The following is a 14,063-nucleotide window of genomic DNA, read 5'->3' on the forward strand; positions in this document are numbered from 1 at the left end:
GCACGCTCGGTATCCTGAGGCGGATGACCTCCGCCCGCAGCTACCCCGCGACGATCGCGGCGCCGGTCGAGCAGGAGATCGTGATCCGGAAGTCGCGCTTCCTCACACGCGTCGAGCCGGTCGGGTCGGTCGAGGATGCGGAGGCGGTGATCGCCGGCATCCGGAAGCGGGCGTGGGATGCGAACCACAACTGCACCGCGATGGTCACCGGCCTGCTCGGCGATCAGGCGCGATCATCGGATGACGGTGAACCGTCCGGCACGGCGGGCGTCCCGATGCTCGAGGTCCTGCGGCGACGCGAGCTGACCGACGTGGTCGCGGTCGTGACGCGGTACTTCGGCGGAGTGAAACTCGGCGCCGGCGGACTCGTGCGCGCCTACTCCTCGGCGGTGTCCGAGACCCTCGACCTCGCGTCGCTGGTGCGGCGGGCCGCGCTCACACAGGCTCGCATCGACGTGCCGCACGCAGACGCAGGGCGGTACGACAACCTGCTGCGCGACTGGGCAGGGCACCATGGTGCGACCCTCGGCGAACCGCACTATGGAGCGCTCGCGCAGCTCGAGCTGTGGGTGCCGGCGGAGGCGCTCCCGCGGCTGCACGACGACCTCGCCGCGGCGTCATCGGGCGATGTGGTGCCGGTGATCGGCGGCGAGCGCATCGTCGACGTGCCCGACACGGCGCTTCGACGCATGGGTCCCTGAGCCTGTCGAAGGGACCCAGCGCATGGGTCCCTGAGCCCGTCGAAGGGGCCAGGCGTGCGAGATGCTTCGACAAGCTCAGCAACCCAAGGAGGTGCGGACCCGGCGAACCCACAACAGCCGGCCGATACGCTGGATGCCGCGGTCGCGGAAGGAGTGCGATGTTCGACAGCCCGCTCTCTGCCTCGGCCTACGAGATCCTCGAGGTCGACCCTTCCGTCGACGACGCCGAGCTGCGACGCGCATACCGACTGCGGATGCGGCAGACACACCCGGACACCGGCGGTGATGCGGCCGTGTTCATCCAGGTGCAACGCGCCTGGGAACTGATCGGCACCCCCGAGGGACGCGCCGCCTACGACCGACGGACCGGCGTGAGCGAGGCCGGCAGCGGCTCGGAGTGGAGCGGATGGCGTCCGTCCTCAGCGGCTCGCACCGACACCCGTCCGCGGGCCCGCTCCTACGGCCAGCCGGGCGGCTGGCGGCGCGAGCGCTACCTCGTCCTCATCCGCGAATGGGTCGGCCGTGGCGTCGAGGTGCCCGATCCGTACGACCCTGCGCTCGTGCGCGCTGCCCCTCGTGAGCTGCGACGGATGCTCGCCGACGCCCTCGCCGAGGAGCACACCGCCCGCACCGTCTCGGCGTTGGGCATGGGGTTCACGGTCTGGCATGACGTGGCTGCCGGGGCGGATGCCGACGACAAGCTCGATCATGTGGTGCTCAGCCCGTCTGGCCTCTACGGCGTGATGAGCGAGGACTTCGGTGGCGTCGTCGGGTTCCGTCGTGGCGAGATCACCGGTCCGAGCCTCGGCACGCGCGCGCCGGTCACGGGCGCGCTCGCCAGGATGCGCACCGTCGCCAAGGCCGCGAAGGTGAAGTTCGGCGGCGCGATCATGGTGCTGCCGGATGATGATCTGGCTCAGGCCGTGACCTCGCTCGGCACGAGCCGAGGCATGCCGGTCGTCGTGGTCCGCCGCAGCGCGCTGGCCATGGTGCTGCGTCAGGGCGTGCCGGGCGCACGCGAGATCGGCGGCAACGAGCTGTTCGACGTGCGCACCCGCCTGCAGCAGACGGTCCGCTTCGTCTGACGCCGTCGCTCGGCATCCGTCGTTGACACTCGCACGCAAACCGGTTTACACTTCATCAAACCGGTTCAACTCGATGAGCCGGCGAGTCCACGAGGAGGTGGCATGAGCCGCACGACGATCGCCGACGTCGCCCGCGAAGCCGGCGTCACGAAGGCCACGGTCTCGCACGCGCTCAGCGGCAACCGCCCGACCTCCGAGGAGACCCGCGCGAAGGTGCTCGCCGCAGCCGAGAAGCTGAACTGGGTGCCGAGCCAGAGCGCGCGTGCGCTCGCCACCAGCCGGGCCAACACCGTCGCCGTCGTCCTCGCCCGCGATCCTGCGGTCATCGCGAACGACTCCTTCTTCCCGGCCTTCATCGCCGGCGTCGAGTCCGTGCTCGCCGAGACCGAGACCGGACTGCTCCTGCAGGTGGTCACCGACCGTGCGGCTGAGGAGCGGGCGTATCGAACGCTGAGCCACGGTCGTGCCGACGGGGCACTGCTGCTCGATCTGCGCACCGACGACTGGCGCGTCCCCTTCCTCGACGAACTCGGCCTGCCGACCGTGCTCGTCGGCGCCTACGACCAGCCGACCGATTTCTCCTGCGTCCGCACCGACGACGCCGCACCGGTCCGCGAGCTCATCGCCCACCTGCGTGCGGCAGGGCACCAGCGCATCGCCCACATCTCCGGCCCCCTCGCCTACGTGCACTCGCGAGCCCGCGCTGACGCCTACCTCGCAGAGGTCGGCACCGACGAACTGCTCCGCGAGGGCGACTTCACCGCCGCCAGCGGACGCGACCTCACCGAAGCACTGCTCGCGCTTCCCGACCGCCCGACGGCGATCCTGTACTCGAACGACACCATGGCGATCGCCGGGCTCTCGTTCGCCCGCTCGCAGGGCCTCGCGATCCCCCGCGACCTCGCGATCTCCGGCTTCGACGACGACCACCTCTCCGCCCACCTGTCTCCGGCGCTCACCAGCGTCTCATCCGATCCAGCGGCCAGAGGTCGCGCAGCCGCCCGCATCCTGCGGGACGTCATCCTCGGAGCGCAGCCGCGCACCGAGGTCGTCGACTCCAACGTCGTGCACTTCCGCGAGAGCACCGCGTAGTCGGCATCCGAATCACCACCCGAACGGCATCATCTGCAGTGTCAAGGAGGACACCATGAAGAAAGTCCGCGCAATCGCACTGATCGGCGCTGTCGCGCTCGTCGCGACCGGATGCTCGGCCGGAGGCGGCGGAGAGGCCTCCGCCGACGGCACCGGCCCGATCGACATCTGGCTCTCGAACAACGAGCAGGAGCTCGCCTGGGGCACCGCAGTGGTCGAGGCATGGAACGCCGACCATCCAGACCAGAAGGTCAACGCCCAGGAGATCCCGGCCGGCTCCTCCTCGGAAGAGGCCATCACCGCAGCGATCACGGCCGGCACCGCGCCCTGCCTCGTCTACAACGTCGCCCCCGCAGCCGTCTCCGGCTGGGTCAAGCAGGGCGGGCTCGTCGATCTGAGCACGATGGACGGCGGCAGCGACTACATCACCGAACGCAGCGGCGACGTCGAGAGCTATGCGACCGACGGCAGCTTCTACCAGCTGCCGTGGAAGTCGAACCCGGTCATGGTCATGTACAACAAGGCGCTGTTCCAGGCCGCGGGCATCGATCCGGAGAACCCGCAGATGAACACCTACGACGCGTTCCTCGACGGGTCGAGGAAGATCGTCGAGTCGGGCGTGCAGAGCGCGATCTGGCCGGCACCGACCAGCGAGTTCTACCAGCCGTGGTTCGACTTCTACCCGCTCTACCTCGCGGAGACCGACGGCACGATGCTGGTGGAGGACGGCAAGACGACGGTCGACTCGGATGCCGGGCGCGAGGTCGCCGAGTTCTGGAAGACCTTCTACGACGAGAAGCTCTCGCCGAACGAGGCATCCACCGACGACGCCATGTCGGCAGGCACCACTGCGATGCAGCTCGCCGGGCCGTGGGCCATCCCCTCGTACGCCGACACGGTCGATGTCGGGTTCATGCCGGTGCCGACCAGCGATGGGCGCGAGAACCCCATCACCTTCGCCGACTCGAAGAGCGTCTCGATGTTCACCGCGTGCAAGAACCAGGGCACCGCCTGGGACTTCCTGCAGTTCTCGACGAGCGTCGACAACGACGGCGCGCTGCTCGAGGCCACGGGGCAGATGCCGATGCGCACCGACCTCACCGGCACGTACGCCGACTACTTCTCGGCGAACCCGAACTACGTGGCCTTCGCCGAGCAGGCTGAGGCGACCGCCGATGTGCCCAGCATCCCGAACTCGGTCGAGGCCTGGCAGGCCTTCCGCGACGAGTACTCCGCAGCGGTGATCTTCGACAAGGAGTCGATCGACGACTTCCTCAGCACCGCGACCTCGAAGATCGACGCGCTCGTCGCCGAGTGATCTGATGACCGACACCCGACGGGTGCGCACCCGATGGCTGGGTGCGCAACCGATCGGCGGCCTCTTCGCGCTGCCGTACTTCGTCTTCGTCCTCGCGATCTTCGCGTTCCCGCTCGGGTTCGCGGTCTACATCGCGTTCCACGACTATTTCTTCACCGCACCCAACGTCGAGGTCGATCGGCCGTTCGTCGGGTTCGACAACTTCGTCACGGTGCTGACCGACCCGCGCGTGCTCGGCTCGTTCCGCAACACGCTCGTGTTCCTCGTGATCAACGTGCCCCTCACCGCGGTGCTGTCGCTCGTGCTGGCGGCGGCCTTGAACACCGGCATCCGCTGGGTCGCCGCCTACCGCGTGGCGTTCTATGTGCCCTACCTGACTGCGAGCGTCTCGCTCGTCGGCGTGTGGATGCTGCTCTTCTCGGGCAATGGCCTGATCAACACGATCCTCGGACCACTCGCCCCTGACCCCTCCTGGCTCGTGAACAGCGGACTCGCGATGCCGATGATCGCGCTCTACGTGACCTGGAAGCAGCTGGGCTTCTACATCCTGCTGTACCTGGCCGCACTCCAGAACGTGCCCAAGGAGCTCTACGAATCGGCGGAGACCGACGGCGCCGGCGCGTTCAAACGCTTCCTGCACGTCACGATCCCGGGCGTCCGCAGCGCCACGACGCTCGTGCTGATCCTGTCGATCATCACCGGAGCGAACCTCTTCACCGAGCCGTACCTGCTCACGAACGGCGGTGGCCCTGACGGTGCCTCCTCCACACCGGTGCTGCTCATCTACCAGCTGGGCATCCAGCAGCAGAACCCCGACACGGCTGCGGCGATCGGCATGATCCTCGTGGTCCTGGTCGGGATGCTGTCGCTGGCGGCCAACCGAGCGACACGGGAGCGATGATGAAACGCACCAGCAGAGCCCCGCGCATCCTGAGCATCATCCTGCTCACGGTCGCGGCGATCGGATTCGCCTTCCCGTTCTACTTCATGATCGTCGGCGCCTTCCAGGCGAGCCCGACCAACTCCCCGGACGAGCTGTTCCCGACGAGCGGGTGGACGGTCGACAACTTCATCGCGATCGACTCGCGCATCGACCTGGTCGGCTCGCTGCTGAACTCGTTGATCTTCACGGCCGGCGTGCTGCTCGGCACGATCGTGTTCGGCCTGCTGGCCGGCTATGCGATCGCACGGCTCGACTTCCGCGGCCGCGGCGTGATCTGGGTGCTGATGCTGCTCGTGCAGATGGTGCCGTTCCAGCTGCTGATGATCCCGCTGTACGTGCAGATCACCCGCAACTACGGTCTCGGCGACTCGTACCTCGGAATGATCCTGCCGTTCCTCATCAACACCACAGCCGTGTTCATCTTCGTGCAGTTCTTCAAGGCGCTGCCGGTGGAGATCTTCGAGGCAGCCCGCATCGATGGCGCCGGCGAGATCCGCCTGCTCACCTCGGTCGCGATCCCGTTGATCCGTCCGGTGCTGGTGACGGTGGTGCTGGTGACGTTCATCGGGCCGTGGAACGAGTTCCTGTGGCCCTTCCTGATCACGAAGGATGCCTCGCTGCAGCCGCTCGCCGTGTCGCTGGCGAACTACATCTCCAACGTGGCGCAGTCCACGGCCAACCCGAACGGTGCGATCCTCGCCGGCGCCACGGCGCTCGCGTTCCCGGTCGTCATCCTGTTCGTCGTCTTCCAGCGCTTCTTCAAGGCCACCGACCTCGGCGCAGCCGTCAAGGGCTGATCGCACCCGTCTCACCAGAAAGGGCATCCATGTTCACCGGAGCATCCTTCCCGCTCGGACCGTTCACCCCGTACGAGGGAAACCCCATCCTGCGTCCTCGCGGCGCCAGCTGGGAGTCAGCCAACCTCTACAACCCGGCGGCCATCGTCGACGGCGACGAGGTCGTGCTGCTCTACCGGGCGCACGCCGACGACATCATCTCCCACATCGGGCTCGCCCGATCGAAGGACGGCGTGACCTTCACCCGCGAGGACGCGCCGATCCTCTCGCCGTCCGAGGACTACGAGACCTACGGCTGCGAAGACCCCCGCATCGCGTTGATCGACGGCACCTACTACCTCACCTACACGGGCTGGGATCGCCGCAGCGCGCAGCTGTGCCTCGCGACCTCGACCGACCTGCGCACCTGGACCAAGCACGGGCCGCTGTTCGACGACTTCGACACCTTCAAGACCATGGACCCTCGCGGGTTCAACTGGTCGAAGGCCGGCGTCATCGTGCCGCAGCGGATGCACGGGAAGTGGTGGATGTACTTCGGTGAGGGCGCCATCTACTGGGCCACCAGCGACGACCTGATCCACTGGACGCCGGGCACGCCCGACACCGAGCCGATGTACTCGCCGACGCCAGGCACCTGGGATGAGGCGCTCGTCGAGATCGGCACCTCGCCGGTCGTGACCGACAACGGGCTGCTGCTCTTCCTGACCAACGGAGCGACCAGGATCGTGCACGACGACGGCACGGTCGATGTCGACTACCGCTGCGGCCAGATCGCGATCGACCCGGACGAGCCGACGAAGGTCATCGCCCGCCTGCAGGAACCGTGGCTGCGTCCGCAGACGTTCGAGGACATGCACGGCCTCGTCTCGAACGTCACCTTCGTGGAGGGGCTCGTGAAGTTCCACGGCACGTGGTTCGCGTACTACGGGCAGTCCGACACCACGCTGGCGGTCGCGATCCACGATCCGGCCGAGCCATGGGGCCGTGCGTTGCGCACGACCGATTCCCTCGCGGATGCCGGGGAGTGACGCCATGGACACCTCACGGCGCACCTTCCTGACGCTCGCGGCGACGGCATCCGCCATCGCGCTGCTCCCGGTGGAGGCCGCGGTCGGCGCGACCACAGCCCAGGGCACGGCTGGATCACTCCCCCTCGAGGCCGATCGCCGGCGGCGACTGACGAACCTCGCACACCTGCGGTTCCTGTTGGCTGAGGTCCCGGTCGCAGCCGCCGACACGCACACGACCTTCGGCATCGACGCGAAGCCGACCGTGCTCGCACCGTGGACCTACGCCGACACCGACGGCGCAGGCGGCTACCGCCCGGTCGGCGGCGGCACCCGCGATGCCGTCACGGGGTATTGGACGCAGGGCGCGTACAACGCCGACGACATCGCGAGGGCAGCGATCGTGTTCCTGCGCGAGTGGAAGGCGACCGGCGACGCGCAGACCCGCGACGAGGCACGCGAGGTGCTGCGCTCGCTCGCATTCCTGCAGACGACGTCCGGTCCGAATGCCGGCCGCGTCGTGCTGTGGCAGCAGGAGGACGGCACACTGAACCCGAGCGCGATCCCGGTCGAGCTGCCCGATCCTTCGGATTCTGCCGAGTCGTATTGGCTCGCCCGGTCGGTCTGGGCCTTCGGCGAGGGCTACGCCGCGTTCCGTCAGGAGGATGCCGAGTTCGCGGCGTTCCTGCTCGCACGGCTGCACCTGTGCCTCGATGCCCTCGGCCGCGAATCGCTGTCGCGCGCCGGGCAGTGGGTGCGGAGCGACGGCTGCAGGCTGCCGGCCTGGCTCATCGCCGGTGGAGCGGATGCCACAGCCGAAGCCATGCTCGGGCTCGCCGCCGCGACCGAAGCCGGCGACGCCCGCAGTCGGAGCGCGCTGCAGACCTACGGCGAGGGTGTCGCGGCGATGGCGACCGACCCGTCGAAGGGCTGGCCGTTCGGGGCCGTGCTGCCGTGGACCGGCTCGCTCGGCTTCTGGCATGCCTGGGGGGCCGCCGCACCCGAAGCATTGGCGCGGGGCGGCGCGGTGCTCCGTCGGCGCGACTGGACGGCCGCTGCCATGGCGGACGCCGGACGCTTCACGCCGCAGGTGCTCGCCTCGGGTGGACCGCACAACGCCTGGGCGCCGATCCCGGCCGAGGCGCAGATCGCGTACGGCGCGCACGGGCGCGTCGCCGGCGCGGTCGCGGCGGGCGGCGAGGGCCACCGCGTGCTCGCAGGCCTCGCCGCCGGCTGGTTCTTCGGCGCGAACACTGCCGGGATTCCGGTGTACGACCCGGCCACCGGTGTGACCTTCGACGGCGTCGAGACCGACGGACGCGTGAACCGGAACTCGGGTGCGGAGTCGACGATCCACGGCCTGCTCGCGATGCAGCTGCTGGACGCGAACCGCGACATCGCCGAGCTCGCGACCTCGATCACCGGACTCACCTCGTTCTCCGGACTGCGCGTGCTCGAAGCCGAGGCGGCACGGCGTTCACCGGGGGCCGTCGTCGAGACGCCGTCGAACGGCGCCTGGATCGGCGAGGGCAACCTCTCCGGCGGGTCGTACGTGCGGCTCGCCCGCGGCGAGTGGGTCGAGTTCGACGTGACGGAGGCCGGCGGCATCCTGCACGGTCTCGTCTGGCGGCAGGCGGCGGATGCCGGTGACGCGGTGTGGGAGGTCTTCAGGGGGCGACGGAAGGTGTGGAGCACGAAGACACCGGCCGGCGGTGCGGGTGACCGCGGCCTGACCGAGGCGGACGGGATGCTGGTGCCGCAGCTGCTCGGCGGCGACCTGCCGGCCGAGGCCGTCACCGTGCGCTGCACGAGCCGCGGCGATGTGCGCCTCGACGCGCTGGTCATCCAGCCGCGGATCGTGAACGCCGTGTACTCGACGACCAGGGGTGCGGCGGTGCTGTATGCCAACGGTGCCCGCGGGGACGAGCGGGTCGCGGCGCTCGCGCCGGGGTCGGGTCGGTCCTACGACGCGGACGGATCGCACCGCGGCCAGGCCGTGCAGGGCGGGAAGGTGCGCGTGCGCGGAGGCGGGTTCACGATCACCCGGGGCTGAGGCGGGCAGGCGTGTTGTTTTGAGTTATTCAAAATAAATCGGTACGGTGGGGACTCGGCTTGTTTATAGTCATTCAAAACAAGCCGGTCCACTCCGACGAGACGAGACAACACAGATGAAGAAGCTTCTCGGCGCCCTCCGGCGCCCCGTGAGCCCCGACCTCATGCAGCACTCCATCGGCCGAGGCGCCCAGGAGGACATCATCCGAGCGGCGCTGGCGCGGATCGACGGCGCACCTGCTCCTGACCGCGGTTCGATGCAGGCCGCGATGAGCAACGAGACCCAGGTCAGACTGGCCCACGACGTCATCCGGGAACACCTGGATGCACGCGGGCTCTCGACCACCGCAGACTGGGCGCGGGCACGCGTCGCGGCCGACACCGACGGGCAGCACGCATGACGCGCGAACCGACTGCGCGACCCGCCGCCCCGGAGCATGAATCGCGCTCGGTACAGAGAGTCAGGTCGACCGACATGCGCACAGCGATGCCTGGGCGCACGCCCGATGGCGCGTATGTCGCGCGGGTCTTCTCGCCAGGCCTGGGGAACCCGGCATTCTTCGTCGGAGTGCGGCACCACGGCGGCGCTCCGGACGAACTCGCCATGGAGTACACCATCGGCACCGAGGCCCATCAGCGCAGGTGGCGCCTGCGAACACGGCGCACTGCGTCGGAGATCTTCGACTACGAGCTCGTCGAAGACAGCTCCTCCGCCGGTTACGTATCGGGACGCCCCCGAGTTCCCGAATTCATTTGAGTTACTCAAAACAACGTGTAGGGTCGAAGCCATGGAGACAGCACTCGACATGACGCTTCGGCAGGCGGGCCTTCGGGCGACCGCAGGCCGTGTCGCCGTGCTCGACGCGCTCGACTCCATGGCCCACACCGATGCCGAGCGGGTCTTCCGCGAGGTGTCGGCTGTGCTTCCGACCACGTCGATCCAGTCGGTGCACAACATCCTCGCGGACCTGACGACGGCGGGCCTCATCCGCCGGATCGAACCGGCAGGTTCCGCAGCCCTCTATGAGCGGCGCACCGGCGACAACCACCACCACGTCGTCTGCACCTCCTGCGGTGCGGTCGGCGATGTGGACTGCGTCACCGGCGAGGCGCCGTGCCTCACTCCGTCCGACGCGGGCGGATTCACCGTCCAGACAGCCGAAGTCACCTTCTGGGGCCTGTGCCCCAGTTGCCAGAACGCCGCGCTCTAGTCGACGCCGCACCCCGTCTCGCCGTGAGACAGGGCTGTTCGCCGACCCTGCGCGCAGAAGGAGAACCATCATGACCAAACCTGCCACGACAACCCAGACCGGCACGCCGGCACCGAGCGACGCCCACTCGCTCACGGTCGGCGCCGACGGCCCCACCGTCCTGCACGATCGCTATCTCGTCGAGAAGCTCGCCTCGTTCAACCGCGAGCGCGTGCCGGAGCGCAACCCGCACGCCAAGGGCGGCGGAGCGTTCGGCGAGTTCGTCGTCACGGAAGACGTCTCGGCGTACACGCGTGCTGCGGTGTTCCAGCCCGGCGCGACGAGCGAGACGCTGATCCGCTTCTCGTCGGTCGCCGGTGAGCAGGGCTCTCCCGACACCTGGCGCGATGTGCGCGGATTCTCGCTGCGCTTCTACACGAGCGAGGGCAACCTCGACATCGTCGGCAACAACACCCCGACCTTCTTCCTGCGCGACGCCATGAAGTTCCCCGACTTCATCCACTCGCAGAAGCGCCTCGGCGACTCCGGCCTGCGCGACGCCGACATGCAGTGGGACTTCTGGACGCTCTCGCCCGAGACCGCCCACCAGGTCACCTACCTCATGGGCGACCGCGGCCTGCCTCGCAGCTGGCGGCACATGAACGGCTACGGCTCGCACACCTACCAGTGGGTCAACGCGGCCGGCGAGCGCTTCTGGGTGCAGTACCACTTCCTCTCCCAGCAGGGCGTCGAGGCGATGAGCGCGGCCGAGGCCGAGCAGCTGGCCGGATCCGATGCCGACCACTACCGCCGCGACCTGTTCGACGCGATCGCCCGCGGTGACCACCCCGCATGGGACGTGTACGTGCAGATCATGCCGTACGAGGAGGCGAAGGACTACCGCTTCAACCCGTTCGACCTCACGAAGACCTGGTCGAAGAAGGACTACCCACGCATAAAGGTCGGCACGTTCACGCTGAACCGCAACCCGCAGAACTTCTTCGCCGAGATCGAGCAGGCGGCGTTCTCGCCAGGGAACCAGGTGCCCGGCACCGGCATCTCGCCGGACAAGATGCTGATGGCGCGGGTCTTCTCGTACTCCGACGCACAGCGGTACCGCATCGGCGCGAACTACAACCAGCTGCCGGTCAACCAGCCGCATGGGGCCGAGGTGCGCAACTACATGCACGAAGGCCAGATGCGGTACCAGTCCAACCCGGCCGAGCACCGCACCTACACGCCGAACTCCTACGGCGCTGCCGGTGGGCCGGAGGCCGATCCGCAGGCCGGCATCGAGGCGAGCTGGGAGTCCGACGGCGAGCTGATGCGTTCGGCGGCGACCCTGCACCTCGACGACGACGACTTCGGCCAGGCCGGAACGCTCTACCGCACGGTCTTCGACGACGAGCAGCGCGCCCGATTCCTCGAGACGCTGACCGGCCAGGGCCGCGGGATCACCGTCGACGTCATCCGCGAGAACTTCTTCCAGTACTGGACGAACGTGGATGCCGCGCTCGGTGAAGCCCTGCGCCGGACGGTGCCGGCCGCCGTCTGACACGACAGACACACACGGAAGAGCGGATGCCGATCGGCATCCGCTCTTCTGCGTCCCGGGACCCGTCTCGGGAGGAGTTTTCGCTCTCGGGAGCAACCTGGGGCAGAAAGCATCCTCCCGACGAAGAGAACTCCTCCGCAAAGAGAGGGCCAGAATGGATGCGTGGCTGTTCCCCTCTCAGACCTGACCAGCATGCCCGAACCGCAGCAGGTGTACGCGGCCGACGGCACCCGACTCGCGACCTATACGTGGGGAGAGCTCGATGCTCCCGTCGTGGTCGCCGTGCACGGCTTCGCGTCGAACGCACGCGACAACTGGGTGCTCACCGGCTGGGTGCGCGAGCTCACGCGCGCCGGCTATCGGGTGCTCGCGATCGATCAGCGCGGCCACGGACACAGCGAGAAACCGCATCAGCCGGAGGACTACCGCATCCGCACGCTCGCGACCGATGTCGAGACCGTCATGGACACGTACCTCGTCGACGATGCGTTCTACCTCGGCTACTCCCTCGGCGCCCGGGTCGGCTGGGAGGTCGTGCGCGATCTGCCGCAGCGCATCGGCCGCGCGGTGCTGGGAGGCGTGCCCGACGGCATCCCGCTCGCCAGACTCGACCTCGAGCAGGTGCGGGCCTACATCGCCGACGGCACCCCGGTCAGCGACCAGACCACCCAGAACTACATCGCCCTGACCGAGCGCGTGCCAGGCAACGATCTGCGCGCGCTGGTCGCGCTCGCTGAGGGCATGCGGGCATCCGGCACGATCGACCCCGACCCCGCGGATGCCCCCACCCGCGCGATCCTGTTCGCGACCGGCTCGAAGGACGCGATCATCGAGGGCTCGCGGGCGCTGGCATCCGCGGCTCCGGATGCACGCTTCTTCGAGATCCCGAACCGCAACCACTTCAATGCGCCGGGCTCGCGCGACTTCAAGGAAGCCGCGGTCGCGTTCCTCGCCGAGGGCTGACGCGGCCCTTGGGTTGCTGAGCCCGTCGAAGCATCGGGACCCAACCCGTGGGTTGCCGAGCCTGTCGAAGCACCCCGCCGCGCCCACTGGGTTGCTGAGCCCGTCGAAGCACCCCGCCCTTCGACAAGCTCAGGGACCCAACCCGTGGGTTGCTGAGCCTGTCGAAGCACCCGACCCTTCGACAAGCTCAGGGACCCAACCGTGGGTTGCTGAGCCTGTCGAAGCCCAGGGACCCGGCGGGTGTCAGACGGCGGTGCTCTCCGCGCGCTTCGGCAGCACCCAACCCGCACGCGAGAAGTGGCACGTGTACCCGTTGGGGTACTTGATCAGGTAGTCCTGGTGCTCTTCCTCGGCCTGCCAGAACGGGCCCTCGGGCTCGATCGTGGTGACGGCCTTGCCCGGCCACAGACCCGATGCGTCGACGTCGGCGATCGTGTCGCGCGCCACGGTCTCCTGCTCGGGGCTGAGCGGGAAGATCGCGGAACGGTAGCTCGAACCGCGGTCGTTGCCCTGACGGTCCTTGGTGGACGGGTCGTGGATCTGGAAGAAGAACGCGAGGATGTCGCGGTACGTCGTCTTCGCAGGGTCGAACACGATCTCGACCGCCTCCGCGTGGCCAGGGTGGTTCCGGTACGTGGCGTGGTCGTTCGAGCCGCCGGTGTAGCCGACTCGGGTGTCGAGCACGCCGGGCTGGCGGCGGATCAGGTCTTCCATGCCCCAGAAGCATCCGCCGGCGAGCACTGCGGTCTCGGTTCCGGGGGTGCGGGTGATGGTTCCGGTGTCGGTCATGACTGCTCCTCGGCGTTGTCGGTGGTGTGGGGTGTGAAGAGGGTGCTGTAGCGACCGTACCCCTCTTCCTCGAGTCGGTCGGCCGGGACGAAACGGAGTGCGGCGGAGTTCATGCAGTAGCGCAGCCCTCCGGCATCCCGCGGCCCGTCGTCGAAGACGTGCCCGAGGTGGCTGTCGGCACCGGTCGATCGGGCCTCCGTGCGGGTCATGAACAGCTTGCGGTCGGTACGGGTCGTCACCGCCGACTCGTCGATCGGCTTCGTGAAGCTCGGCCAGCCGGTGCCGCTGTCGAACTTGTCGATCGACGAGAAGAGGGGCTGACCGGAGACGACGTCGACGTAGATGCCGTCGTCGTGCGTGTTCCAGTACGCGTTGCGGAAGGGCGGTTCGGTCCCGTCCTCCTGCGTCACCTCGTACTGCAGGTGGGTGAGGTCGCTGACGGCCTCTGACGTCTTGCGGTAGTCGTTCGACACGGTGGTCTCCTTTGTGAGGCGCCGCTGGCTGCGGCGTCATAGAGCACAACCGACGTCGGCCCGGTTTTGGTCCCGCCGCCCTGGGAGCGGGCTGTGAG

At 68.5% G+C, this 14,063-nt stretch carries 15 protein-coding genes; 13 read left to right on the plus strand and 2 right to left on the minus strand.

The features are described 5' to 3' along the window. Window positions 1-23: 23 nt before the first annotated feature. The 13 genes from RS83_RS05060 (at window position 24) to RS83_RS05120 (ending at window position 12,703) form a co-directional block, all read left to right on the plus strand. Complete coding sequence (locus RS83_RS05060) at window positions 24-701, plus strand: IMPACT family protein (protein WP_045278428.1); 678 nt, start codon at window positions 24-26, stop codon at window positions 699-701. A gap of 158 nt (window positions 702-859) precedes the next feature. Beyond that, window positions 860-1,786 (plus strand): J domain-containing protein, encoded by a 927-nt coding sequence (locus RS83_RS05065; protein WP_045278429.1) that lies wholly within the window; start codon window positions 860-862, stop codon window positions 1,784-1,786. A 102-nt stretch (window positions 1,787-1,888) separates the two neighbouring features. Further along, window positions 1,889-2,878 carry a LacI family DNA-binding transcriptional regulator gene (locus tag RS83_RS05070; RefSeq protein WP_045278430.1) on the plus strand — a complete coding sequence of 330 codons (990 nt, stop codon included), beginning with the start codon at window positions 1,889-1,891 and terminating at the stop codon, window positions 2,876-2,878. Window positions 2,879-2,933: 55 nt separating this feature from the next. Continuing rightward, a complete protein-coding gene (locus RS83_RS05075; protein WP_045278431.1) occupies window positions 2,934-4,196 on the plus strand; it encodes an ABC transporter substrate-binding protein in 1,263 nt (420 codons plus the stop codon). Between the two features lie 4 nt (window positions 4,197-4,200). Then, a complete protein-coding gene (locus RS83_RS05080; protein WP_045278432.1) occupies window positions 4,201-5,097 on the plus strand; it encodes a carbohydrate ABC transporter permease in 897 nt (298 codons plus the stop codon). Next, the gene (locus tag RS83_RS05085) at window positions 5,097-5,936 is read left to right on the plus strand and encodes a carbohydrate ABC transporter permease (protein ID WP_045278433.1); all 840 of its coding nucleotides are present in this window, start codon (window positions 5,097-5,099) and stop codon (window positions 5,934-5,936) included. Before RS83_RS05080 ends, RS83_RS05085 begins: the two co-directional genes overlap by 1 nt. Window positions 5,937-5,965: 29 nt before the next feature. Beyond that, window positions 5,966-6,964 carry a glycoside hydrolase family 130 protein gene (locus RS83_RS05090; protein ID WP_052678871.1) on the plus strand — a complete coding sequence of 333 codons (999 nt, stop codon included), beginning with the start codon at window positions 5,966-5,968 and terminating at the stop codon, window positions 6,962-6,964. 4 nt (window positions 6,965-6,968) lie between these two features. Continuing rightward, window positions 6,969-8,996: a hypothetical protein gene (locus tag RS83_RS05095; protein ID WP_045278434.1), complete on the plus strand. Its 2,028-nt coding sequence runs from the start codon at window positions 6,969-6,971 to the stop codon at window positions 8,994-8,996. Window positions 8,997-9,111: 115 nt separating this feature from the next. Further along, window positions 9,112-9,396 (plus strand): hypothetical protein, encoded by a 285-nt coding sequence (locus tag RS83_RS05100; protein ID WP_045278435.1) that lies wholly within the window; start codon window positions 9,112-9,114, stop codon window positions 9,394-9,396. A 74-nt stretch (window positions 9,397-9,470) separates the two neighbouring features. Next, window positions 9,471-9,752, plus strand: coding sequence for a hypothetical protein (locus RS83_RS05105; RefSeq protein WP_045278436.1), 282 nt, complete (start codon window positions 9,471-9,473; stop codon window positions 9,750-9,752). 31 nt (window positions 9,753-9,783) lie between these two features. Then, entirely contained in the window at window positions 9,784-10,206 is a 423-nt protein-coding gene (locus RS83_RS05110; protein WP_045278437.1) for a Fur family transcriptional regulator, read from the plus strand. A 70-nt stretch (window positions 10,207-10,276) separates the two neighbouring features. Continuing rightward, entirely contained in the window at window positions 10,277-11,740 is a 1,464-nt protein-coding gene (locus tag RS83_RS05115; RefSeq protein ID WP_045278438.1) for a catalase, read from the plus strand. 162 nt (window positions 11,741-11,902) lie between these two features. Next, on the plus strand, window positions 11,903-12,703 hold the full coding sequence (locus tag RS83_RS05120; RefSeq protein ID WP_156153119.1) for an alpha/beta fold hydrolase: 801 nt from the start codon (window positions 11,903-11,905) through the stop codon (window positions 12,701-12,703). Window positions 12,704-12,946: 243 nt separating this feature from the next. Here RS83_RS05120 and msrA read toward each other — a convergent pair whose 3' ends face one another. Both msrA and msrB read right to left on the minus strand, forming a co-directional pair. Beyond that, a complete protein-coding gene (gene msrA, locus RS83_RS05125; protein ID WP_045278440.1) occupies window positions 12,947-13,492 on the minus strand; it encodes a peptide-methionine (S)-S-oxide reductase MsrA in 546 nt (181 codons plus the stop codon). After that, the gene (gene msrB, locus RS83_RS05130) at window positions 13,489-13,965 is read right to left on the minus strand and encodes a peptide-methionine (R)-S-oxide reductase MsrB (RefSeq protein ID WP_045278441.1); all 477 of its coding nucleotides are present in this window, start codon (window positions 13,963-13,965) and stop codon (window positions 13,489-13,491) included. Before msrB ends, msrA begins: the two co-directional genes overlap by 4 nt. Window positions 13,966-14,063: the final 98 nt, after the last annotated feature.

This window comes from Microbacterium oxydans (assembly GCF_000956525.1).
In the GTDB taxonomy this organism is placed as follows: Bacteria; Actinomycetota; Actinomycetes; order Actinomycetales; family Microbacteriaceae; genus Microbacterium; species Microbacterium oxydans_A.